The organism is Pedococcus sp. KACC 23699, from assembly GCF_045348425.1.
GTDB lineage: Bacteria > Actinomycetota > Actinomycetes > Actinomycetales > Dermatophilaceae > Pedococcus.
In genome coordinates, this window is record NZ_CP157483.1 from 2288518 (window position 1) to 2310747 (window position 22230).

At 72.6% G+C, this 22230-nt stretch carries 20 protein-coding genes; 16 read left to right on the forward strand and 4 right to left on the reverse strand.

Going from position 1 to position 22230, the window contains the following annotated elements; translation table 11 throughout:
- Positions 1-217 precede the first annotated feature (217 nt).
- A complete protein-coding gene (locus tag ABEG17_RS10745) occupies positions 218-1651 on the forward strand; it encodes an NlpC/P60 family protein (RefSeq protein WP_406829469.1) in 1434 nt (477 codons plus the stop codon).
- A 193-nt stretch (positions 1652-1844) separates the two neighbouring features.
- On the opposite strand, the gene ABEG17_RS10750 is transcribed toward ABEG17_RS10745, so the two are convergent.
- On the reverse strand, positions 1845-2402 hold the full coding sequence (locus tag ABEG17_RS10750; protein ID WP_406829470.1) for an inorganic diphosphatase: 558 nt from the start codon (positions 2400-2402) through the stop codon (positions 1845-1847).
- Positions 2403-2494: 92 nt separating this feature from the next.
- On the opposite strand from ABEG17_RS10750, the gene dacB reads away from it, so the two are divergent.
- The 10 genes from dacB (at position 2495) to ABEG17_RS10800 (ending at position 13663) form a co-directional block, all read left to right on the forward strand.
- Positions 2495-4009 carry a D-alanyl-D-alanine carboxypeptidase/D-alanyl-D-alanine-endopeptidase gene (gene dacB, locus ABEG17_RS10755; RefSeq protein ID WP_406829471.1) on the forward strand — a complete coding sequence of 505 codons (1515 nt, stop codon included), beginning with the start codon at positions 2495-2497 and terminating at the stop codon, positions 4007-4009.
- A 14-nt stretch (positions 4010-4023) separates the two neighbouring features.
- The gene (locus ABEG17_RS10760) at positions 4024-5088 is read left to right on the forward strand and encodes a zinc-dependent metalloprotease (protein WP_406829472.1); all 1065 of its coding nucleotides are present in this window, start codon (positions 4024-4026) and stop codon (positions 5086-5088) included.
- A gap of 31 nt (positions 5089-5119) precedes the next feature.
- Positions 5120-6190, forward strand: coding sequence for a tRNA lysidine(34) synthetase TilS (tilS, locus tag ABEG17_RS10765; RefSeq protein WP_406829473.1), 1071 nt, complete (start codon positions 5120-5122; stop codon positions 6188-6190).
- Positions 6191-6282: 92 nt separating this feature from the next.
- Positions 6283-6819 (forward strand): hypoxanthine phosphoribosyltransferase, encoded by a 537-nt coding sequence (hpt, locus tag ABEG17_RS10770; protein WP_406829474.1) that lies wholly within the window; start codon positions 6283-6285, stop codon positions 6817-6819.
- Positions 6820-7022: 203 nt separating this feature from the next.
- Positions 7023-9119 (forward strand): ATP-dependent zinc metalloprotease FtsH, encoded by a 2097-nt coding sequence (gene ftsH, locus ABEG17_RS10775; protein ID WP_406829475.1) that lies wholly within the window; start codon positions 7023-7025, stop codon positions 9117-9119.
- Complete coding sequence (gene folE, locus ABEG17_RS10780; protein ID WP_406829476.1) at positions 9109-9699, forward strand: GTP cyclohydrolase I FolE; 591 nt, start codon at positions 9109-9111, stop codon at positions 9697-9699. The genes ftsH and folE overlap by 11 nt, the downstream gene beginning before the upstream one ends.
- Entirely contained in the window at positions 9696-11441 is a 1746-nt protein-coding gene (locus ABEG17_RS10785; protein WP_406829477.1) for a phosphatidylglycerol lysyltransferase domain-containing protein, read from the forward strand. Before folE ends, ABEG17_RS10785 begins: the two co-directional genes overlap by 4 nt.
- Positions 11442-11482: 41 nt before the next feature.
- On the forward strand, positions 11483-12301 hold the full coding sequence (gene folP, locus ABEG17_RS10790; protein ID WP_406833177.1) for a dihydropteroate synthase: 819 nt from the start codon (positions 11483-11485) through the stop codon (positions 12299-12301).
- Between the two features lie 4 nt (positions 12302-12305).
- Positions 12306-13193: a 2-amino-4-hydroxy-6-hydroxymethyldihydropteridine diphosphokinase gene (folK, locus tag ABEG17_RS10795; RefSeq protein ID WP_406829478.1), complete on the forward strand. Its 888-nt coding sequence runs from the start codon at positions 12306-12308 to the stop codon at positions 13191-13193.
- Entirely contained in the window at positions 13187-13663 is a 477-nt protein-coding gene (locus tag ABEG17_RS10800; protein ID WP_406829479.1) for a DUF3180 domain-containing protein, read from the forward strand. The genes folK and ABEG17_RS10800 overlap by 7 nt, the downstream gene beginning before the upstream one ends.
- A gap of 4 nt (positions 13664-13667) precedes the next feature.
- On the opposite strand, the gene ABEG17_RS10805 is transcribed toward ABEG17_RS10800, so the two are convergent.
- Positions 13668-14837 carry an NADH-quinone oxidoreductase subunit D gene (locus ABEG17_RS10805; RefSeq protein ID WP_406829480.1) on the reverse strand — a complete coding sequence of 390 codons (1170 nt, stop codon included), beginning with the start codon at positions 14835-14837 and terminating at the stop codon, positions 13668-13670.
- 30 nt (positions 14838-14867) lie between these two features.
- Positions 14868-15431, reverse strand: coding sequence for a hypothetical protein (locus ABEG17_RS10810; RefSeq protein ID WP_406829481.1), 564 nt, complete (start codon positions 15429-15431; stop codon positions 14868-14870).
- 94 nt (positions 15432-15525) lie between these two features.
- Here ABEG17_RS10810 and ABEG17_RS10815 point away from each other — a divergent pair, with 94 nt between their 5' ends.
- The gene (locus ABEG17_RS10815; RefSeq protein ID WP_406829482.1) at positions 15526-16719 is read left to right on the forward strand and encodes a cytochrome P450; all 1194 of its coding nucleotides are present in this window, start codon (positions 15526-15528) and stop codon (positions 16717-16719) included.
- Here ABEG17_RS10815 and ABEG17_RS10820 read toward each other — a convergent pair.
- Positions 16703-17647 carry an SAM-dependent methyltransferase gene (locus tag ABEG17_RS10820; RefSeq protein ID WP_406829483.1) on the reverse strand — a complete coding sequence of 315 codons (945 nt, stop codon included), beginning with the start codon at positions 17645-17647 and terminating at the stop codon, positions 16703-16705. The genes ABEG17_RS10815 and ABEG17_RS10820 overlap by 17 nt on opposite strands.
- Positions 17648-17740: 93 nt before the next feature.
- Here ABEG17_RS10820 and ABEG17_RS10825 point away from each other — a divergent pair, with 93 nt between their 5' ends.
- Genes ABEG17_RS10825 through nadC form a run of 4 tightly spaced genes read left to right on the forward strand, consistent with a single transcriptional unit; the run spans position 17741 to position 22189 of the window.
- Entirely contained in the window at positions 17741-18637 is an 897-nt protein-coding gene (locus tag ABEG17_RS10825; protein ID WP_406829484.1) for a Rossmann-like and DUF2520 domain-containing protein, read from the forward strand.
- Positions 18638-19567: a pantoate--beta-alanine ligase gene (gene panC / locus ABEG17_RS10830; RefSeq protein WP_406829485.1), complete on the forward strand. Its 930-nt coding sequence runs from the start codon at positions 18638-18640 to the stop codon at positions 19565-19567. It begins immediately after the preceding gene.
- The gene (locus tag ABEG17_RS10835; RefSeq protein ID WP_406829486.1) at positions 19557-21290 is read left to right on the forward strand and encodes an L-aspartate oxidase; all 1734 of its coding nucleotides are present in this window, start codon (positions 19557-19559) and stop codon (positions 21288-21290) included. The genes panC and ABEG17_RS10835 overlap by 11 nt, the downstream gene beginning before the upstream one ends.
- On the forward strand, positions 21287-22189 hold the full coding sequence (gene nadC / locus ABEG17_RS10840) for a carboxylating nicotinate-nucleotide diphosphorylase (RefSeq protein ID WP_406829487.1): 903 nt from the start codon (positions 21287-21289) through the stop codon (positions 22187-22189). Before ABEG17_RS10835 ends, nadC begins: the two co-directional genes overlap by 4 nt.
- The last annotated feature ends 41 nt before the right edge of the window (positions 22190-22230 follow it).

Genomic DNA, 22230 nt, shown 5'->3' on the forward strand with positions numbered 1-22230 from the left:
CCTGCTGAAAAACATCCGTGTAACTCGTGCTCAGGGGGTGCCGTCACGGTCCGTCACGGCCCTGGGAGGGGTGGTAGCGGTGTGACTCGAGGGGTTCGAGTGAAATCCAGCCCTAGTCTGCTGCGGCTGTCACCAACCGGCACGCGGCACCACCGCGGAGCGCTCCGGCGCTGCACCCCGGCTCGTCCCCCCAGTCCCCGTCCGAGAGGCATCCCCCGTGCCAGGCATCTTCGCTGCTCGTCGCGCGCTCCGCGCCGGCTCGGCACTGTCCCTCGTCGGGCTGCTGTCCCTCGCCACCACCCTGTCGGCGACGGCCGACCCCAACCCGGTCTACCCGTCCAAGGCCCAGGTGGACCACGCCAAGGCCGCCGTCGCCGGAACCGCCGGCCGGGTGTCGAGCCTGGACGCGCAGTACGCCTCGGCCAGTGCCCAGCTCAGCCAGGTGCAGGACGACGCAGCCGCGGCAGCCGAGGCCTTCAACGGCGCCCGCTACGCCCTGGACCAGGCGACGGCCGAGTCGGCCGCCGCCCAGAAGCGCTCTGCGGCGGCCCAGAAGATCGCCGACTCCGCGAGCCTGGAGGTGCGCCGTTACGCCGCCACCGTCTACCAGCAGGGCGGCAGCTTCGGAGAGCTCGAGGCCTACCTCAACAGTGACGGTCCGCAGGACATGATCGACAAGGCCAGCGCGCTGGAGGCCGTCGGCGACGCCCGCTCGCGGTCGCTGCAGCGGGCCGACGCGACCTCCATCGTCGCCGGCACGATGCGCCGCCAGGCCGCGCAGGCCCAGGCCGCGCAGGCCAAGGCGGCCAAGGCTGCCGAGAGCGCGCGCAACGCGGCGCAGGCCCGCGCCGACGACGCCCAGGCCGCCGCGACCAGGATCCAGCACGAGCAGGCGTCGCTGGTGGCCCAGCTGGCCACCCTGCGCAAGACGTCCGTCAGCCTCGAGCGGCAGCGGCAGGACGGCCTCGCCGCGGCCGCCGTCGCCCGCGCCGCCGCAGCCGAGGCCGCCAAGCAGGCCCGGCTGGCGCAGGAGCGAGCCAGGGCGGCACGGACCGCAGCGGCCAAGAAGGCTGCCGAGCAGGCCGCCGCTCGCGCGGCAGCAGAGGCAGACCGGCAGCGCGCCGCCGCGGCAGCAGCAGAGGCTGCGGCCAAGGCGGCCCAGACGGTGAAGAACAACCGGCCCAAGCCGCGCCCCTCGAGCTCGACCCCGCCGCCTCCACGCCCGTCGAACCCCACCCCGCCGCCCCCGGCGCCTGCCGACCCGACACCGGCCCCCCCGCCGCCGCCGAGCAGCGGAGGTGTCACCGCCGTCATCGCCTACGCGCAGGCCCAGCTCGGCAAGCCCTACCAGTGGGGTGCCGAGGGCCCGAGCTCGTTCGACTGCTCCGGCCTGACCCTGCGCGCCTGGCAGCAGGCTGGCGTCTTCCTGCCGCACTACACCGGTGCGCAGTACGCGCAGACCCAGCGCGTGGCGATCAGCGACCTGCAGCCCGGGGATCTGGTGTTCTACGGCAGCTCGGGCGAGACCAGCCACCACGTGGGCCTGTACGTCGGCGGCGGCCAGATGATCGAGGCCCCGCACGCGGGGGCCGTCGTCAGGTACGCCTCGATCTACCGCTCCGACCTGTTGCCCTTCGGCGGCCGTCCCTGACCGGACGCCCCTGAGAGGCTCCCAGACCCCGCCAGCCGGATCCCCCACCGGCCGACGGCACCGCCCGCAGGATCCCCCAACCCGCGGCGGCAGCACCACAGCACCGAGCCCCCGGTCCGACGAGAGTCGGCCGGGGGCTCGGCGGTGACGACGGGGAACCGCCGTGAGCAGGTCAGGTCCTGCTCACTCGGCGTCACTCGGACGGCGGGCGCGCCTCTGACATCGGCTCGGCACTCACGTCGGGCATGCGCCAGCGAGCCGTGGTCATGCCGGCGGCCTTGGCGCGCTCGATGGCCTCACGGACGACGTTCTCAGCCTCCTCGCGGCCGGCCCAGTGGGCGCCCTCGACGGACTTGCCGGGCTCGAGGTCCTTGTAGGTCTCGAAGAAGTGCTGGATCTCGAGGCGGTCGAAGCTGCTGACCTGGTCGAGCTCGGTGAGGTGCGCCTGACGGGGGTCCCCGGCCGGCACGCACAGGATCTTGTCGTCGCCGCCGGCCTCGTCGCGCATGTGGAACATGCCGATGGGGCGCACGCGCACGAGGCACCCCGGGAACGTGGGCTCCTCCAGCAGGACGAGGGCGTCGAGCGGGTCGCTGTCTTCGCCCAGGCTGTCCTCGACGTAGCCGTAGTCGGCCGGGTAGCGGGTGGAGGTGAACAGGAGACGGTCCAGACGGATGCGTCCGGTCTCGTGGTCGACCTCGTACTTGTTGCGATGTCCCTTGGGGATCTCGATGGTGACGTCGAACTCCACGACGCTGGTCCCTTCCGTTGGTGCGCGCGCCTATGACCTAGGCTCGCGGACAAGTGTTCCGTATGACGCAAGTCCAGCGCTGAGGGGGTCGAGTGCGTCGCGTCCTCGCCGCCGTGGTGGCGCTGCTCGTCCTGGTCCTCGGGTACGGCGCGCTCGACGTCTACGACGTCGTCCCCGGGATCCTCACCCGAGACGGTGCTCACCCTCCCACGTCCGCCACCGCCACGTCCCCGACCGCGTCCCCGAACGCGGCCTCCGCGGGACCCACCTCCGGGTCCACCACGGGACCCGGAAAGGGGACCGCCGCCGGGGCTGCGGCATCGCCGATGACGGTGCCGACGGTCGACGCGGCCGCCCAGCCCTTGCAGCCGGCGTCGGCCGGTGCGCCCATCCCGGACCCCGCCGCGTTGACCGGTCGGCTAAGGACGGCCAGGACCGACCCGGCCCTGGGCCCGGTGCCCGGCTACCTCGTGCGGGACGCGTTCACCGGGCAGGTGCTGCTGCAGAAGGCACCCGACGTCGTGCGGACCCCGGCATCCACCCTGAAGCTGCTGACCGCGCTCGCCATCGGCACCACGCTCGACCCGCGAGCCACGCTGCCGACCAAGGTCGTCCAGGGCTCGTCGGCATCCGCCATCGTCCTGGTGGCCGGTGGCGACACGATGCTGGCCACGGGCAAGGGACATCCGACGGCGGTCGAGGGGCGTGCCGGCCTCGGAGACCTCGCGGCGCAGGTCGCGACCGCCCTGCAGTCGTCCGGCACGTCGACCGTCAGCCTGCGTCTCGACACGAGCTACGCCCGGGGGGCCCGCTGGGCGCCGACCTGGTCGCAGGCCGACGTCACCGCCGGCTACACCGGTGGCGTCTCGATGCTCGGCCTGGCCGGGCAGCGCGCCGTCCCCTTCCACCCGGCTCCCCGCGACCCCGAGGCAGCCACCGCCGCTGCCTTCGTGGCGGCACTGAAGGCCCAGGGGATCACGGCCAAGCTGGCCCCCGAGAAGACCTGGACCAGACCGGTGGCGGCGGGGTCGCCGCTCCTCGGCACGGTCGAGTCGGCCCCGATCGGGGACGTCCTCGCGCTGGCCCTCGACCAGAGCGACAACGCCCTCACCGAGGGCCTGGCCAGGCAGGCGACGGTGAAGGCCGGCGGCGCCGCGACGTTCCCCGCCGCCGTGGCGTTCGTCAAGAAGGCCGTGACCGCCAAGGGCGTCGACCTGACGGGGGCAGTCATGAAGGACACCAGCGGGCTGTCCTCCGGACAGAAGGTCTCGCCCCGGATGCTGTCCGACGTGCTCCAGCTCGGCGCCGACGGGTCGGTGCCGGCCATGCAGGACACCATCTCCCGGCTGCCCGTCGCCGGCCTGACCGGCACGCTCGCGGAACGCTTCACCACCACGACGACCCACCCGGCCGCCGGCATCGCGCGCGCCAAGACGGGCACCCTCACCGGCACGAGCACGATGGCCGGCACGGTGATCGACGCTGACGGCCGCGTGCTGTCCTTCGTCGTCCAGGCCGACCACGTCCCGCCGGGCGTCGGAACGCTGGCGGCCCGGGCCGCGTTGGACCGCTTCGTGGCGGCACTCGCGACCTGCGGGTGCCGCTGACCTACCGTGAGGGGATGACCGTGCCCGCGCACCCGACCACCCGCTACGTCGACTGGGAGTTCGCCAAGGCGACCGGCTCCCGACTCGTCCCGGCCGGGCCCACGGTCACGTCCACGGAGGCCGCCGCAGCCGTCGCCGACATCCGGGCTGCCTCGCAGCGGGCGCAGCAGCCGGTGGCCGAGACCGCTCGGCTGCACGCTCCCGGCGACGCCCCGGCCGCCGTGGTCGTGGACCGCCCCACGTGGATCGCCCTCAACGCCGACTCCATGTCGTCCCTGATGGACCCCGTCTTCGGTGCCCTCATCGACAAGCAGAAGCGAGCGCCGGGCGACCTCGCCAAGGCCATCGGCGGCCGGGTCACCGGCGCGGAGACCGGAGCCCTCCTCGCCTTCATGGCCGGCAAGGTCCTGGGCCAGTACGACCTGGCGCCCGGTGGGACCCCCCAGCTCATGCTCGTCGCTCCCAACCTCGTCCAGGTCGAACGTGAGCTCGGCGTCGACCCCGGCGACTTCCGGCTCTGGGTCTGCATGCACGAGGAGACCCACCGCGTGCAGTTCACCGCCGTGCCCTGGCTGCGCGACCACATGGTCGACCGGGTGCGGTCCCTGGCCACCGACCTCGTGCCGGATCCGGAGTCGCTGCAGGAGACCCTCCAGCGGCTGAGCCGCCAGCTCCCCGAGGCCATCAAGGCCGGTGGCGCCGGGATCACCGAGATCATCGCCACCCCCGAACAACGCGAGCGCCTCGCCGAGGTCACCGCGATCATGTCCCTGCTCGAGGGGCACGCCGACGTCGTCATGGACGAGGTGGGCCCGCAGGTCATCCCGTCCGTCGCCCACATCCGGACCCGGTTCGACCAGCGCCGCAAGGGCGTGGGTGGCTTCGACCGCCTGCTGCGCCGCCTCCTCGGCCTCGAGGCCAAGATGCGCCAGTACCGAGACGGCGCGGTCTTCGTCCGCGAGGTCACCGCCGCCGTGGGCACCGACGGCTTCAACCGGGTCTGGGAGTCGCCCGAGACCCTCCCGAAGCCGGCCGAGATCGAGGCCCCCTCGGCGTGGGTCGCCCGCGTCCACGGGTGACCACACCCGCGACGGCAGCCTCGGTGAGCCCGTGACCGGCCCCCATCCCGCGACGGCAGCCGTCCGGCTCGCGGTCCGGGCTGCGCTCGCGGAGTGCGACCCCGGCGATCTGGTCCTCGTCGCCTGCAGCGGGGGAGCGGACTCCCTGGCGCTCGCGGCGGCCGTCGCCTTCGAGGCGCCCAAGCTGGCGGTCCGCGCCGGGGCGTTCGTGGTCGACCACGGCCTGGCCGCGGACTCGGCTGCCGTCGCCCGACAGGCGGGTGCTCAGTGCGACGCGCTCGGCCTGGCCCCGATCGGCTGGGCCATGGTGATCGTCGAGGCCGGCTCGGACGGCCTGGAGTCCGCGGCGCGGGACGCCCGCTACCGCGCCCTCGAGGTGGCTGCCACCCGGTACCGCGCGCGGTTCGTGCTGCTGGGTCACACCCGGGACGACCAGGCCGAACAGGTGCTGCTCGGCCTCACCCGGGGCTCCGGGGCCCGGTCCCTGGCCGGTATGGCCCGGGCCCGCGGCCGCTACCGCCGTCCCCTCCTCGCCGTGTCGAGGGAGCAGACGCGCGCCTCGTGCACCGCGGAGGGGCTCACCTGGTGGGACGACCCGATGAACGCGGACCCGGCCTTCACCAGGGTCCGGGCCCGTCGCGCGCTCGCGGACCTCGAGCGCGACCTCGGTCCGGGGGTCACCGCCGCGCTCGCCCGGAGCGCCGACCAGCTGCGCGACGACGCCGACCACCTCGACCGCCTCGCCGCCGAGGCGCTGACGACCCTGCTCCCTCCCGTCACCTCCCCGGTCGATGTAGACACGCCGGGGGATCCGGGCGTGTTCACATCGACCGGGCGGAGTGGAGGGCGGAGTGCGGGGCGGGTGGAGGTCGCGGTGGAGGAGCTGGCCGCTCTGCCGAGGGCCGTGCGCACGCGGGTATGGCGCAGCCTGGCCATCGCCGCCGGGGCGCCGCCCGGGCAGGTGAGCACGCGCCATACGGAGGCGTGCGACGCGCTCCTCACGAGCTGGCACGGACAGGGGCCGGTGAGCCTTCCCGGTCCGCTGCTGGCGACTCGGGCCGGTGGGCGGGTATCCATCGGTCCGCCGCCTCCGGTTGAATAGCCCCGCACCCGACACCTCAACCCCACCGACGCCTGCCGGCGCCGACCGTCGGACCCACCGAGACTTGGAGAAGAGCCGTGGACGCTGCCCACATGGGAGCCGATCTGGAGAAGGTCCTCATCACCGAGGAGGAGATCCACGCACGCCTCGCGGAGCTCGCCGAGGAGGTCTGGGCGGAGTACGAGGGCAAGGACCTGCTGCTCGTCGGCGTCCTGAAGGGGGCGGTCATGGTCATGGCCGACCTGTCGCGCGCCCTGCCCGGCACCGCGCCGGTGGACTGGATGGCCGTCTCGTCGTACGGCTCGGGCACCAAGTCCTCGGGCGTCGTGCGGATCCTCAAGGACCTCGACACCGACATCACCGGCAAGCACGTCCTGATCGTCGAGGACATCGTCGACTCCGGCCTGACGCTCTCGTGGATCAAGTCCAACCTGGAGTCGCGGTCCCCGGCCTCGGTCGAGATCTGCACCCTGCTGCGCAAGCCCGAGGCGGCCAAGGTCGAGATCGACGTCAGGTGGGTCGGTTTCGACATCGCCAACGAGTTCGTCGTCGGCTACGGCCTCGACTACGCCGAGCAGTACCGCAACCTGCGCGTCGTGGGCACCCTGGCCCCGCACGTCTACGCCTGAGGCGCAGGCCAGGTCGTCCGTGCCCCGGGAGGCGCTCGAGGCACGGGCGCAGCCGGAACACCCGGTCCACCCGGGTCGTTGTCCAGCACGAACCACGGCAGCACCCGCGTAGTACCGTCGTGGTAGAGCCGCACCCAGTTCCGGGCCGTGGCACAGCAGCGTGATCGAGCAGGAGGCACGGGGCGGCCAGCCCCGCTACACACATGGATTTCAAGCGCATCCTTCGGGCCCCGTTGTTCTGGGTCGTCGCGGTCATCGCGATCACGCTGATGGTCTTCTCCCTCAGCGACGCCGGTGGCTACACCCGCATCGACACCTCCGCGGCCCAGCAGCTCATCACGGAGAAGAAGGTCGAGAAGGTCACGATCACCAACAACGAGGTGGTCGACCTCGACCTCAAGAGTGGTCAGACCTACTCGGACGGCAAGAACGTCAAGGACGCGACGAAGGTCCGCACCGAGTACGTCGAGGCCGCCGGCCCGGGCTTCATCCAGCTGCTCAAGGACAACCCGCCCTCGGGCGGTGTGAACCAGGAGAACAAGGGCACCAACCCCTTCGTGGCGCTGCTCGGCTCCGTCCTGCCGATCATCATCCTGCTGGGCCTGTTCTGGTTCCTCATGTCGCAGATGCAGGGCGGCGGCTCGCGCGTCATGCAGTTCGGCAAGTCCAAGGCCAAGCTCGCGTCCAAGGACACCCCGAAGGTCACCTTCGCGGACGTGGCCGGCGCTGACGAGGCCGTCGAGGAGCTCCACGAGATCAAGGAGTTCCTGGCCGAGCCCGCCAAGTTCCTCGCGGTCGGCGCCAAGATCCCCAAGGGCGTCCTGCTCTACGGGCCTCCCGGCACCGGCAAGACCCTGCTCGCCCGCGCCGTCGCGGGTGAGGCCGGCGTCCCCTTCTACTCGATCTCCGGTTCGGACTTCGTCGAGATGTTCGTCGGTGTCGGTGCCTCCCGCGTGCGCGACCTGTTCGAGCAGGCTAAGGCCAACGCCCCGGCCATCGTGTTCGTCGACGAGATCGACGCCGTCGGCCGTCACCGCGGCGCCGGCCTCGGTGGTGGGCACGACGAGCGTGAGCAGACGCTCAACCAGCTCCTCGTCGAGATGGACGGGTTCGACGTCAAGACCAACGTCATCCTCATCGCGGCGACCAACCGCCCCGACATCCTCGACCCGGCGCTCCTGCGCCCGGGCCGGTTCGACCGCCAGATCGCGGTCGAGGCGCCCGACATGATCGGCCGCCACCGCATCCTCGAGGTGCACTCCCAGGGCAAGCCCATGGCCACCGGCGTGGACCTGCTCGCCGTCGCGCGCCGTACACCCGGCTTCACCGGTGCCGACCTCGCCAACGTGCTCAACGAGGCTGCGCTGCTCACCGCGCGCAGCGACGGCAAGCTCATCGACGACGCCGCCCTGGACGAGGCCATCGACCGGGTCATCGCGGGCCCGCAGAAGCGCACCCGGATCATGTCCGCCAAGGAGCGCAAGATCACGGCCTACCACGAGGGCGGCCACGCGCTCGTCGCCGCGGCGATGAACCACCTCGACCCGGTGACCAAGGTGACGATCCTGCCCCGCGGTCGTGCGCTCGGCTACACGATGGTCATGCCGACCGACGACAAGTACTCCACGACCCGCAACGAGATCCTCGACCAGCTCTCCTACGCCATGGGTGGGCGCGTCGCCGAGGAGGTCGTCTTCCACGACCCGACCACCGGTGCCTCCAACGACATCGAGAAGGCCACCGGCATGGCTCGCAAGATGGTCACCGAGTACGGCATGAGCGAGCGGATCGGCGCCATCAAGCTGGGCCAGAGCCAGGGCGAGGTCTTCCTCGGCCGCGACATGGGCCACCAGCGCGACTACTCCGAGGAGATCGCGAGCATCGTCGACACGGAGGTGCGCAAGCTCATCGACGCCGCGCACGACGAGGCGTGGCACGTCATCAACGACAACCGCGACATCCTGGACCGCCTCGTCCTCGACCTGCTCGAGCACGAGACGCTCAACGCCAAGGAGCTCGCGGCGATCTTCGCGCCGATCCGCAAGCGTCCGCTGCGACCGACGTGGCTGTCGAGCGAGACGCGGTTCCTGTCCGACCAGCCCCCGGTGCTGACCCCGGCCGAGCGGGCTGCCCAGAACGGCAACGCCCACTCCCTGGAGTCGGCCGGCACCAACCGCTACACGGCCGAGGCGATCGACAAGGCCGCCGAGGCGGGCGCGCTCAAGACCCCCGAGGAGCACCCGCCGACGCAGACGATCCAGATCCCCGAGGGTGGCCAGGTCAGCCCGGATGACCACTGAGGGTCCCTCGATGGTGGACCAGCCACGAGCCGAGGCAGCCGTGCGTGAGCTCCTGCTCGCCATCGGTGAGGACCCGGACCGGGACGGGCTGAAGGAGACGCCGGCGCGGGTGGCCCGAGCCTACGGCGAGTTCTTCGCCGGGCTCGGGCTCCAGGCCGCCGACGTGCTCCGCAAGACCTTCGAGATCGACCACGAAGAGATGATCCTCGTGCGCGACATCGAGGTCTACAGCATGTGCGAGCACCACCTCGTGCCGTTCCACGGTGTCGCCCACGTCGGCTACATCCCCGCCAAGGACGGTCGGGTCACCGGCCTGTCCAAGCTGGCCCGGCTGGTCGAGATGTACGCGCGGCGCCCGCAGGTCCAGGAGCGCCTGACCACGCAGGTGGCCGATGCCCTGGTCGAGCACGTCGGCGCCCAGGGGGTCATCGTGGTCATCGAGTGCGAGCACCTGTGCATGTCGATGCGCGGCATCCGCAAGCCGGGGTCGCGCACCATCACCTCGGCCGTCCGTGGTCAGCTGCGGGACCCGGCCACCCGCGCCGAGGCGATGGCCCTGCTGCTGGGGGGCAAGCGGTGACCGGACGCGAACCTTCGCGCTCCACCCTCTCCACCCTCTCCGCGAAGATCCCCTCGAGGCTGCCGACCGTCCTCACGGCTCGCACGGTCCCGCGCCTGCTGGGCACCCTGACCTACCTCATCGGGACCATCGACCTCCTGACCGGGCTGCTGCACACCTGGCGGGTGCGCCTGCTGGGACTCACCGAGGTGCTGCCCGGGGCCCTGACCGACGCGGCCGCCGCCGCGACCGTGGTCTCCGGGGTCTTCCTCCTGGTCCTCGGTCACTCCCTCAAGCGCCGCAAGCGACGGGCCTGGCGCGCTGCCATCGTCCTGCTGGCGATCTCGGTCGTCCTGCACGGGCTCAAGGCGGAGCCGACCGCCGCCCTCGTCGCAGCCGTCGGTCTCGTCCTGCTGGTGCGCTACCGGGACGAGTTCCAGGCGCTCGGGGACCCGAGCACCCGGTGGCGTGCCGTGCGCGCCTTCTTCGTGCTGCTCGCGATCTCGGTGTTCTCCGGCGCGCTCGTGATCTGGCTCAACCGGCACGAGATCGCCGGTGGCTTCCCCGGACCGGTGGAGCTGGGCGAGGAGCTGCTCTACGGCTTCGTGGGGGCCAACGGACCGCTCACCTTCACGCGGGACCGGCCGACCGACATCGTCGGCTCGCTGCTGCTGGCCCTGGGCCTGATGACGCTGCTGACGCCGGTCTACCTCGCGCTGCGCACGCCGGAGCCACGGCCGCAGCTCACGGACGAGGAGGAGGCCCGGCTGAGGCTGCTCATGACTCGCTACAGCGACTCCCTGGCCTACTTCAACACCCGGCGCGACAAGAGCGTCGTGTGGTCCGAGTCGGGCAAGGCCGCGATCGCCTACCGCGTCGTGTCCGGAGTCATGCTCGCCAGCGGTGACCCGGTCGGCGACCCCGAGGCGTGGCCGGGGGCCATCTCCGAGTTCATCGCCAAGGCGCGCGACCACGCGTGGACGCCGGCGGTGCTGGGCTGCTCCGAGAAGGCCGGCACCACGTGGGTGCGCGAGACGGGCATGTCGGCCATCGAGCTGGGCGACGAGGCCGTCGTCGACACCACGACCTTCAGCCTCGCGGGTCGCCCGATGCGCAACGTCCGACAGATGGTGAGCCGGATCGCCCGCGCCGGCTACTCCGTCGAGGTCACCCGCGTCCGCGACGTCGCCCCCGAGCTGCGCGCGCTGGCGATGGCCGATGCGGCAGCGTGGCGCTCGTCCGACACCGAGCGCGGATTCTCGATGGCCCTCGGTCGGCTGCTCGACCAAGCCGATCCGGACTGCGTGTTCGTCGCGGCGCGCCATGATGGCGTGGTGCGCGCATTCCTGCAGTTCGTCCCCTGGGGCGAGGACGGCATGTCGCTCGACGTCATGCGGCGCGACAAGACGGCGGACGGCGGCGTCAACGAGCTGATGATCGTCGAGGCCCTCAAGGCTGCCCCCGCCCTCGGGGTGAAGCGGGTGTCCCTCAACTTCGCCGCCTTCCGTTCCGCCCTCGAACGCGGTGAGAAGCTCGGCGCCGGCCCCATCCTGCGGGCCTGGCGGTCGGTGCTCCTGTTCGCCTCCCGCTGGCTGCAGATCGAGAGCCTCTACCGCTTCAACGCCAAGTTCCAGCCGGCCTGGCAGCCGCGGTTCCTCCTGTATCCCGCCGGGCCCGACCTCCCACGCGTGGGCCTGGCCGCGCTCGAGGCGGAGGCGTTCCTCACCTGGCCGAAGCTCGGGCGGCTCGGGAGCCGGCTGTGAGCAGCTGGCCCCTGCGCCGGGCCGACGGCCTGCCGGTCGTCATGGGCGTCGTCAACGTCACCCCCGACTCGTTCAGCGACGGGGGTGAGTGGTTCGAGCCGGCTGCCGCGGTGGCGCACGGCCGCGAGCTGCTCGCCCAGGGCGCCGACGTCCTCGACATCGGGGGAGAGTCCACCCGTCCCGGCGCGCAGCGCCCCTCGGTGGAGGAGGAGCTGCGCAGGGTGCTGCCCGTCATCGAGGCCCTTGCCGCCGACGGTGCCGTGGTCTGCGTCGACACGATGCGCGCCGCGGTCGCGACCAGGGCCCTCACCGCTGGGGCGACCATCGTCAACGACGTGAGCGGTGGGCTGGCCGACGACGCGATGGCTTCGGTGGTGGCCGACACCGGGGTCCCCTTCGTCGCCATGCACTGGCGCGGCCACAGTGCCGACATGCAGTCGCGCGCCGCCTACCGCGACGTCGTGGCCGACGTCTGCGCCGAGCTGTCGGCCCGGGCCCGCGACCTGGTGGCGGCCGGGGTGGCTGCCGACCGGCTGGTGCTCGACCCCGGGTTCGGCTTCGCCAAGCTCGCGCACCACAACTGGTCGCTGTTGCGCCACCTCGACCGCGTCGTCGACCTCGGCCACCCGGTCCTGGTGGGCACGTCTCGCAAGACCTTCCTCGGGCGGCTCGGCGTCCCGGAGGGCGGGGCGCCACGACCTCCCGCCGAGCGCGATGCCGCCACTGCGGCCACCTCGGTGCACGCCGCCCGGCTCGGCGCCTGGGGGGTCAGGGTCCACCACGTCCCCTCGACCCTCGACGCCCTGCGAGCCACCGCCGCCATCGACCACGCCGGTGACCAATCGACTGACGGAGAATGACGCCGTGACCGACCAGATCGTCCTCAAGGGCATCTCCGCCCACGGGCACCACGGCGTGCTGGACTTCGAGAAGCGGGAGGGGCAGACGTTCGTCGTCGACGTCACGATGCAGGTCGACCTCGGGCCGGCCGGATCCAGCGACGACCTTGCCGACACGGTCAACTACGCCGAGGTGGCCGGGGACGTGGTGGCCCTCATCGAGGGCGAGTCGCTCGACCTCATCGAGGCGCTCGCAGCCCGCATCGCCGACAAGGTGCTCACCCGCCCGCTGGTCGAGGCGGTCGAGGTCGTCGTGCACAAGCCGCAGGCGCCGGTCGGTCACCCGTTCACCGACGTCCAGGTGCGGGTCGAGCGGGTGCGCCAGGCGCCGGTGGTCATCGCCCTGGGCTCGAACCTCGGCGACTCCGTCGACATCCTGCACGAGGCCGTCATGTCCCTGTTCGGCGTGCTCGACGGCGACATCGAGGTCTCCTCCCCGGTCGAGACCGACCCCGTCGGTGGACCGGAGCAACCCCCATACCTCAATGCGGTGGTCGTCGGCACCACCTACCTCGCGCCGTCGACCCTGCTCGCGGAGCTGCACGACATCGAGCGGGGGCACGGCCGCACGCGCGAGGTGCACTGGGGGCCGCGCACCCTCGACCTCGACCTCGTGCAGTACGGCGACCCGGTGTTCGACACCGATGTCGTCATGGACAGCGCGACCCTCACGCTGCCGCACCCGCGCGCCCACGAGCGGGCGTTCGTGCTGGTGCCCTGGCTCCGCGTCGAGCCGGAAGCCGTTCTGCGCGTGGATGGTTCGGTCCGCCGGGTGGCCGACCTGGTTGCTGGTCTGGACATCTCGGGCGTGCGTCCCGGGCCGGACGTCGACCTGCTGGAGGGGCCGTGGTGAATCAAGGCCGGGGCCTGCGCTGGTCCCAGCTCGCCGCCACCGCCCTCGTGGTGGGCGCGGTGTCGTGGATCGGGTGGCGGATCTACCTCAACACCGGCGGTCTCCTCGGGCCGGCGTCGTGGATCTCCTCGGTGCTGCTGGTGGTCATGGCCGTCCTCGTCGTCGGGGCCGGTCTGCCCGTCCGCCGGTTCCTGCGGGGTGAGGCCACCAAGCCGCTCAGCCCGATCCGCGCGGCCCGCACCCTGGTGCTCGCGCAGGCCGCGGCCCTCACCGGCGCCGGGGTCCTCGGCTGGTATGCCGCGCAGCTCGCCCACGCGCTCGCCGAGCTGTCCCTGCCGGGATACCGCGACCTCGTGTGGCGCCTCCTCACGCTGTGCGCCTCCGCCGTCGTCCTGGCGACCGCCGGCATGGTCACCCAGCGGATGTGCCGCGTCGACCCGCCGGACCGCGGCGACGAGGACGCCGGCTGACGCGCTACTTGTCGACGTCGCCGACGACGAAGAACATCGAGCCCAGGATCGCCACCATGTCGGCGATGAGGTGACCGGGCAGCACCTCGGCGAGGACGGCGACGTTGTTGAACGACGCGGAGCGCAGCTTGAGCCGCCACGGCGTCTTGTCCCCCCGGGACACGAGGTAGTAGCCGTTGAAGCCGAGCGGGTTCTCCGTCGCCGTGTAGAGGTCGCCCTCGGGCACCTTGAGGACCTTGGGGAGCTTGACGTTCACCGGGCCGCGGGGCAGTGAGCCGAGCCGGTCCAGGCAGGCCTCGGCGAGGTCGAGGCTGACGTCCACCTGCTCGAGGAGCACCTCGAGGCGTGCGAGGCAGTCGCCCGCCGACCGCGTCACCACCCGACCGGGGCCGCCGTCGGTGAACAGCTCGGCGTAGGCGAGGTACGGCTCGTCGCGTCGCAGGTCCATGTCGACACCGGACGCCCGCGCGATCGGGCCCGAGACGCCATACGCGGCAATGGTTTCGGGCGTGAGCACACCCACGCCGCGGGTGCGGCCCTCGAGGATCTCGTTGCCAACGATGAGCGACTCGAGGTCGGGCATCCGTGCGCGCACCGCGGCAACGGCGTGCGCGACCCGACCGAGCCAGCCGGCGGGGAGGTCCTCCTTGAGGCCGCCGACCCGGTTGAACATGTAGTGCATGCGCCCGCCCGACGCCTCCTCCATGACCGCCTGGAGCTCCTCGCGCTCGCGGAACGCGTAGAAGATCGGGGTGATCGCCCCGAGCTCGAGCGGGTAGGAGCCGAGGAACATCAGGTGGTTGAGCACGCGGTTCAGCTCGGCCAGCAGGGTCCGCACCCAGACCGCACGCTCGGGCACCTCCATACCGAGCATCCGCTCCACGCCGAGGACGACGCCGAGCTCGGAGGAGAACGCGGAGAGCCAGTCGTGCCGGTTCGCGAGCACCACGATCTGGCGGTAGTCGCGCACCTCGAACAGCTTCTCGGCGCCACGGTGCATGTAGCCGACGATCGGCTCGGCCGAGACGATGCGTTCGCCGTCGACGACGATCCGCAACCGCAGGACGCCGTGGGTGGCAGGGTGCTGCGGGCCGATGTTGAGGACCATGTCGGCGGAGGCCAGGCCGCCGGCACCGAGGCCGACGGTGAGCTCGCGGCCTCCCGGGGTGGTCATGGCCGCCAGTCTGCCGTATGCCGCGTGCCCCTAGCCGGGGCAGCCGGCGATGTTGTCGGCGCTGGTGAGGCGGCCCTGGTCGTCGAGCCCGACGACGACGGTGTTCTCCCGGTCGTGCAGGCCGGCCAGCTCCTTCACCGACGCCGACCGCGTCTGCAGCGGTTCGTCGGCCGCGACGCAGTGGTGGTAGAGGATCCGGGCGCCGTCGGCGACCGGGATGGTGAAGGTGATCGTGTCGTTCTGGTTGGTGTAGGGGACCTTGCCCTTGAACCACTGCTCCGGGACACCGCTCTGTGCGAGCTTCGCGTCGTCGAGCTTCTTCCAGGTCCAGCGGTCCAGCTCCAGGACGGTGACGCCGCCGACCTCGCTCACCTTGGTGACGACGCCGTAGTCGAAGGCTCGACCCTTGACGTCACTGGTGGGGGCCGCGGGCGCCGACGAGCTCGAGCTGGAGCCGGAGGACCCGCTCGCGGTCACGGTGGGGGTCACGGTCACGGTCACGGGGCTCTTGGAGGTGCCACCGGCACCGCAGGCGGAGGTGATCAGGGCTGTCGCGACGGCCGTTGCGGCCAGGGGGAGTCGCTGGTGCTTCATGGGACAGGGGGTCCTTTCGACGGTCAGCAACGGACCAGTCTGCCCTCGCAGCTGCCACCTGACAAAAAGCGTGGCACTGCGGCAGGCTGCACTGGTGCCCCCCGAGAACGCCGCCGACCACCTCGACCTCACGGACCCCTCGGTGGTCGCCGATCCCTACCCCCACCTGGCCGCCCTGCGGGCCGTCTCGCCGCTCGCGTGGCACAGCGGGATGGGTGTCTGGCTGGCCACCGGCCACGCCGAGGCGGGGGCCGTCCTGCGCGACCGGCGGCTGGGCCGGGTCTTCGGCCCGCGCACCCCCGAGGCCGACTGGGACACCTTCAACTGGCTGCACGCGGACTCGATCCTCGACAGCGAACCCCCCAAGCACACCAGGCTGCGGCGCCTGGTGGCCGGGGCGTTCGGACGCGGTCACGTCCAGCGACTGGCGCCGCGCATCGAGGAGCTGGCCGCCGGGCTGCTCGCCGACCTGCCCGACGGCGAGTTCGACGTGCTCCAGCGGTATGCCGAGCCGCTGCCCGTCCTCGTCATCGCCGAGCTGCTCGGGGTGCCCGAGTCCGAGCGTGACCACCTGCGCCCCTGGAGCCAGGCCATCGTGAGGATGTACGAGGTCGACCGCACCCCGCAGGACGAGGCGAACGCGAGGACCGCGAGCGCCGAGTTCGCCGCATACGTGGAGGAGCTCGCCGCGCATCGCGCCAAGGCGCCGGGCGAGGACCTCCTCAGCGACCTCGTCCAGGCCCGCGACGGCAGCGACCGGTTGTCGGCGCACGAGCTGGTCGCCACCGCCGTGCTGCTGCTCAACGCGGGTCACGAGGCGAGCGTGAACGGGTTCGGCAACGGGCTGCACTCGTGGCTGACGGCTCCCGACCGCCCGCGCGTCGACGTCACCGACGGTGCCGCGCTCGCCCGGCTGGTCGAGGAGTTCCTGCGGCACGACAGCCCGCTGCACCTCTTCGAACGCACCGCCAAGGAGCCGACCGACGTCGGCGGGGTGCACCTCGAGCCCGGTGACAAGGTCGCGGCGCTGCTCGGTGCCGCCAACCGGGACCCGGCCGTCTTCGCCGACCCGGACCGGTTCGACCCCACGCGCGACCCGAACCCGCACCTCGCGTTCGGTGCCGGCATCCACTTCTGCATCGGGGCCCCGCTGGCCCGGCTGGAGCTGGAGGTGTCGCTGCGGACCCTGCTGGCACGGTTCCCGGACCTCGAGGTGGTCGACGCGCAGCGGCGGCCGACCTTCGTGCTGCGCGGCTTCGAACGGCTGGTGGTCAGCCCACGCGCTTGACCGCCCACAGGAAGTCGCCGAACCCACCCGGGGCGGTGAGCGTGGCCGACGCCGAGGACCGCTCCAGCTCCCCGAGGTAGGCCTGTGGGTCCTGCGCGGCGAGCGTGAAGGGCGGGGTGGCCCCGTCGACGCCGAGCCCGCGCAGGGCGGTGCGCTGGTCGATGAGGTCGTCGTGGTCCAGCGTGTCCATCGCGACGTGGGCGGTCAGGTCGCACGACCCGTCCGGCACCGGCGTCACCGCCCGGCCCTCCCGGTATGCCGTGAGCGTGCCCTGCGACGGACGCTCACCCCCGCGGTGGCCGTAGTCGACCGCCACGGCCAGTCCGCTGTGCACCCGGCGCAGCAGCGAGGTCCAGGCCTCGTCGCGGCTGAGCCCCACCTCGACCCGCTCACCGGGGGAGCTCGCGGGCCAGTGCGTCCGGGCCCAGTCCAGCTCGGGTCCCTCGACCGGCCGGCCCAGCACCTCGGCGCCGGTGACCCGGTCGACCTCGAGCGCCCGCAGCACCCCGTGGTCGTCCACCTCGCCCACGGTGCACGGCACCACGTCGAGCCACTCGTGGGCGATGACAAGGGCGCCGGACAGCCGCTGCAGGTCGTCGGGGAGGGCGCGTCCGCCGGGGGAGGGGACCCACTCCACGGGGGCGGGCAGCGCCGCCGGCCGATCGACCACGTCGACACCGGTCAGCCGCAGGGTCGGGTCGGCGGAGTGCAGGTGCTCCAGCAGCTCCCCCCGCCCGGCCCCGACATCAACGACGTGGGTCAGGGCGTGCTCGCGGGCCAGCAGCACGAGCGCCCCCGCGAGGACGGCACCGGGGGTGCCGTGGGTGGCCGTCGTGAAGTGGCCGCGTGGTCCCCGCTCGTCCCGGTAGAAGCCCCGCGGCCCGTACAACGCGTGCTGCCACGCGTCCCGCCACTCCACTGAAGACATCGGGCCAACGCTATCCATGTCACGGCAGCCCGTGGGTCAGCCAGAAGGACGGTCTGTCGACGACGCTGAGGGCTCGGGCGGTAGCGTGCTCGCGTGACCTCGGCCGATGATCGTCCCGCGCGGCTTGCCGTCGGCGTGGTCGGCGCCGGACGCGTCGGTGCCGTGCTCGGTGCGGCCCTGCGCAGGGCCGGGCACCGCGTCGTCGCCGTCTCGGGCGTGAGCGAGGAGTCCCGCACCCGTGCGCAGGACCTGCTCCCCGGCACGCCGGTCCTCCCGGTGGAGGACGTGGTCCGGCAGGCCGAGCTCGTGGTGCTCGCCGTCCCGGACGATGCCCTGGCGGACCTCGTGGCAGGACTCGCCAGCACCCGCACCTGGCAGGCCGGGCAGCTGGTCGTGCACACGTCCGGCAGGCACGGGCTCGAGGTGTTCGAGCCGGCCCTGGCACAGCACGTCCTGGGGCTCGCCCTGCACCCGGCGATGACCTTCACCGGCACGGCGCTCGACCTCGACCGGCTGGCCGACTGCTGCTTCGGGGTGACCGCGCCCGAGCCGCTCCGGGCGGTGGCCGAGGCCCTCGTCCTGGAGATCGGCTCGGAACCGGTGTGGGTCGACCAGGAGATGCGTCCGCTCTACCACGCAGCCCTCGCGCACGGCGCCAACCACCTCGTCACCCTCGTCGCCCAGTCGCTGCAGGCGCTCGCGGCCGCGGGGGTGCAGACCCCGTCCCGGGTCCTCGGCCCGCTGGTCGCCGCAGCGCTCGACAACTCGCTGCGCGCGGGTGACGCTGCCCTCACCGGCCCGGTCGCGCGCGGTGATGCCGGTACCGTGGCCGAGCACCTGCGGCAGCTGGAGAGGCTCAGCCCGGACATCCGGCCGACCTACGTGGCGCTGGCGCGGGCCACTGCCGAGCGGGCCCTGGCCAGCGGTCGACTGCGACCGCAGGCGGCCGAGCCGCTGCTGGACATCCTCGCGAGCGATCAGGAGCGATAAGTGAGCACCCCCCGCCCCACCGGGACCCCGGTCACCAGCGACGCCGGTGGCCCGGTCGTCGCGCGCACCCGCACGGAGCTGCGCACCGCCCGGGCCGACCTCACCGGAGGCGACGTGGCCGTGGTGATGACGATGGGTGCCCTGCACGAGGGGCACCTGACCCTCATCGAGACGGCTCGCCGCAAGGCGGCCCACGTCGTGGTGACGATCTTCCTCAACCCGCTGCAGTTCGGGCCGCGCGAGGACCTGTCGCGCTACCCGCGCACCTTCGACTCCGACATGGAGATCTGCCGCACGGCGGGGGTCGACCTCGTCTTCGCCCCGACCCCTGACGTGATCTACCAGGACGGCGACCCGGGTGTGCGCGTCTCCGCCGGACCGCTCGGCAACGTCCTGGAGGGTCAGGCCCGCCCGGGACACTTCGACGGGATGCTCACCGTCGTGGCCAAGCTGCTGCACCTGACCGGCGCCGACAGCGCCTACTTCGGCCAGAAGGATGCCCAGCAGCTGCTGCTCATCCGCCGCATGGTGCGCGACCTCGACTTCCCGGTCGACGTGGTCTCCGTGCCCACCGTCCGCGAGGCCGACGGCCTGGCCATGAGCAGCCGCAACACCTACCTCACCGACTCGGACCGTGAGGTCGCACTGTGCCTGTCCAAGGCGCTCCGTGCCGGTGCTGCGGCTGCTGCCGAGGGGCCTTCGGCCATCCGCCGGGCGGCCCGGTCGGTCCTCGTGCGCGAGCCCCTCGCCCTGGTCGACTACCTCGTCCTCGTGCACCCCTCGACCCTCGAGGACGTGCCCGAGTGGTACCGCGGTGAGGCGCTGCTCGCCGTCGCCGGACGGGTCGGCACCACACGGCTCATCGACAACCTCCCGCTCCTCGTCGGCCCCGGCGGGCGCGCCCTCGAGGTCTTCACCGATGTCGCCTGAGACGGGGATCGAAGCAGCCAGCGGCACGGCCCACTCCACCAGCTCGGTGGCGCCCTTGGCGGTCCCGCGCTGGCTCGTGGCCGGTGAGCCCGGCTGGACGGCCTCGGCCGACGTCATCGTCGTCGGCTCCGGCATCGCGGGCCTTACGACCGCGTTGCGCCTGCGCCAGCGGGTCGACCGGGTCCTGCTGGTCACCAAGACCGTGCTCAGCGAGGGCTCCACCCAGTGGGCGCAGGGCGGGATCGCCGCGGCGCTCGACCCCGGTGACTCACCCCAGGAGCACCTGCACGACACCCTGGTCGCCGGGTGCGGGGTCTGCGACGTCCCTGCGGTGACCGCCCTGGTCCACGAGGGGCCTGCCCGCGTCCGCGAGCTCGTGGCGCTGGGCGCCGAGTTCGACCTCGACGACGAGGGCGAGCTGAAGCTCACCCGCGAGGGCGGCCACCACCGGGACCGCATCGCCCACGCCGGCGGCGACGCCACCGGCAAGGAGATCTCCCGGGCCCTGATCGCCGCGCTGCACGCGGTGCAGGACGACCCCGGGATCGAGGTCATCGAGCACGCCCTGGTCGTCGACCTGCTCCAGGACGTCGACGACCGCGTGTGCGGGGTGACCCTGCACGTCATCGGCGAGGGCCAGATGGACGGTGTCGGCGCAGCGCTGGCCCGGGCCGTCGTCCTCGCGACCGGCGGCCTCGGCCAGGTCTACTCGGCGACGACCAACCCCTCGGTGGCCACCGGTGACGGGCTGGCGGCCGCGCTGCGTGCCGGTGCGGTGCTGGCAGACGTCGAGTTCGTGCAGTTCCACCCGACCGTGCTGTGGCTCGGCGAGGGGGCCAGCGGCCAGCAGCCACTGATCTCCGAGGCCGTCCGTGGCGAGGGGGCGTTCCTCGTCGACCGTGACGGCGTGCGGTTCATGCAGGGTCAGCACCCGCTGGCCGACCTCGCCCCCCGTGACGTCGTGTCCCGGGCGATCGTCGACCGGATGCGCGAGACCGGGGAGGACCACGTCTTCCTCGACGCCCGCCACCTCGGGCGCGACTTCCTCGAGGCCCGCTTCCCCTCGATCGTGGCGCGGTGCCGCGAGCTCGGGTTCGACCTCGCCACCGACCTGCTCCCGGTCGCCCCTGCCCAGCACTACGCCAGTGGCGGGGTCCGCACCGACCTCGTGGGCCGCAGCTCCCTTGACGGCCTGTATGCGTGTGGCGAGGTGTCCTGCACCGGTGTCCACGGGGCCAACCGGCTCGCCTCCAACTCCCTGCTCGAGGGGCTGGTCTTCGCCCACCGGATCGCCGACGACATCAGCGCGCGGCTGGCAGCCGGCGAGCTCCAGCAGGCCCCCACGGTCACGCCGACGGCCGACACCGCCCTGCTCGACGGGTCCGCCCGGGTGCAGGTGCAGGCGGCGATGACGCACGGGTCGGGTGCGGTGCGCTCGGCCGAGTCGCTGGCCGCCGCGGCCACGGCTCTCGTCGAGCTCGCCGCTGCGGCGACCTCGGGCGAACCCGGCCCGCTGTCCTGGGAGACCACCAACCTCCTGCACGTCGGTCAGGCCCTGACGCTGGCGGCCACCCTGCGCGAGGAGACCAGGGGTGGGCACGTCCGCTCCGACTTCCCCGGGCAGGTCGACCCCCGATGGCGTGGGCACACCCTCCTCGCCCGTGGCGCCGACGGCGTCGTGACGACCACGTTCGTCCCCGTCCCCGAACAGGACCCCTCATGAGCGACCTGCAGTTCCCCGGGTCCGACGCCGTCGAGGTGGTCCGGTCCGCCCTCGACGAGGACCTCGGCGGTCCCGACGGGGTCGACGTCACCACGTCGGCCACCATCCCGGCCGACCAGGTCAGCACCGCGCACGTGGTGGCGCGCGCGGCCGGCGTGCTGGGCGGCATACCGGTCGTGCCGCTGGTCTTCGACGAGGTGGCCCGGCGCCTCGGGGCGCAGCAGGTGCGCACGACCCTCCAGCGGGCCGACGGTGACCAGCTGGTCCGCGGTGACGTCGTCGCGAGCATCGAGGGCTCCACGCAGGTCGTCCTCGTCGGCGAGCGGACCATGCTCAACATCGTCTGCCGGCTCTCCGGCATCGCGACGCACACGCGGCGCTGGGCCGAGCAGCTCGAGGGCACCGGGGCGACCGTGCTCGACACCCGCAAGACCACTCCGGGGCTGCGCACCCTGGAGAAGTACGCCGTGCGGGCCGGGGGCGGCACCAACAAGCGGATGGGTCTGTACGACGTCGCGATGATCAAGGACAACCACAAGATCGCGGCCGGCTCGCTGGCCAAGGCGTATGCCGCGGTGCGCGACCGGTATCCCGACGTGCCGGTCCAGGTCGAGGTGACCACGACGGCGGAGGCGCTCGAGTCGGTCGGTGTCGGTGCCCGGTTCCTGTTGTGCGACAACATGTCCGTGGACCTGCTGCGCCAGACCGTCGAGGCCGTCCGCGCTACCGGTGAGGACGTCGAGCTCGAGGCGACCGGCGGGCTGACCCTCGACGTGGCCCGCGAGTACGCCCTGACCGGGGTCGACTACCTCAGCGTCGGTGGGCTGACCCACTCCTCGCCGATCCTCGACCTGGCCCTCGACCTCGTCGACCAGCCCCGCGCAACCTTTCGCCCGTAGAACGCGCGAAGCGGGTGTCGTTCGGCACCCGTGACGTGCTC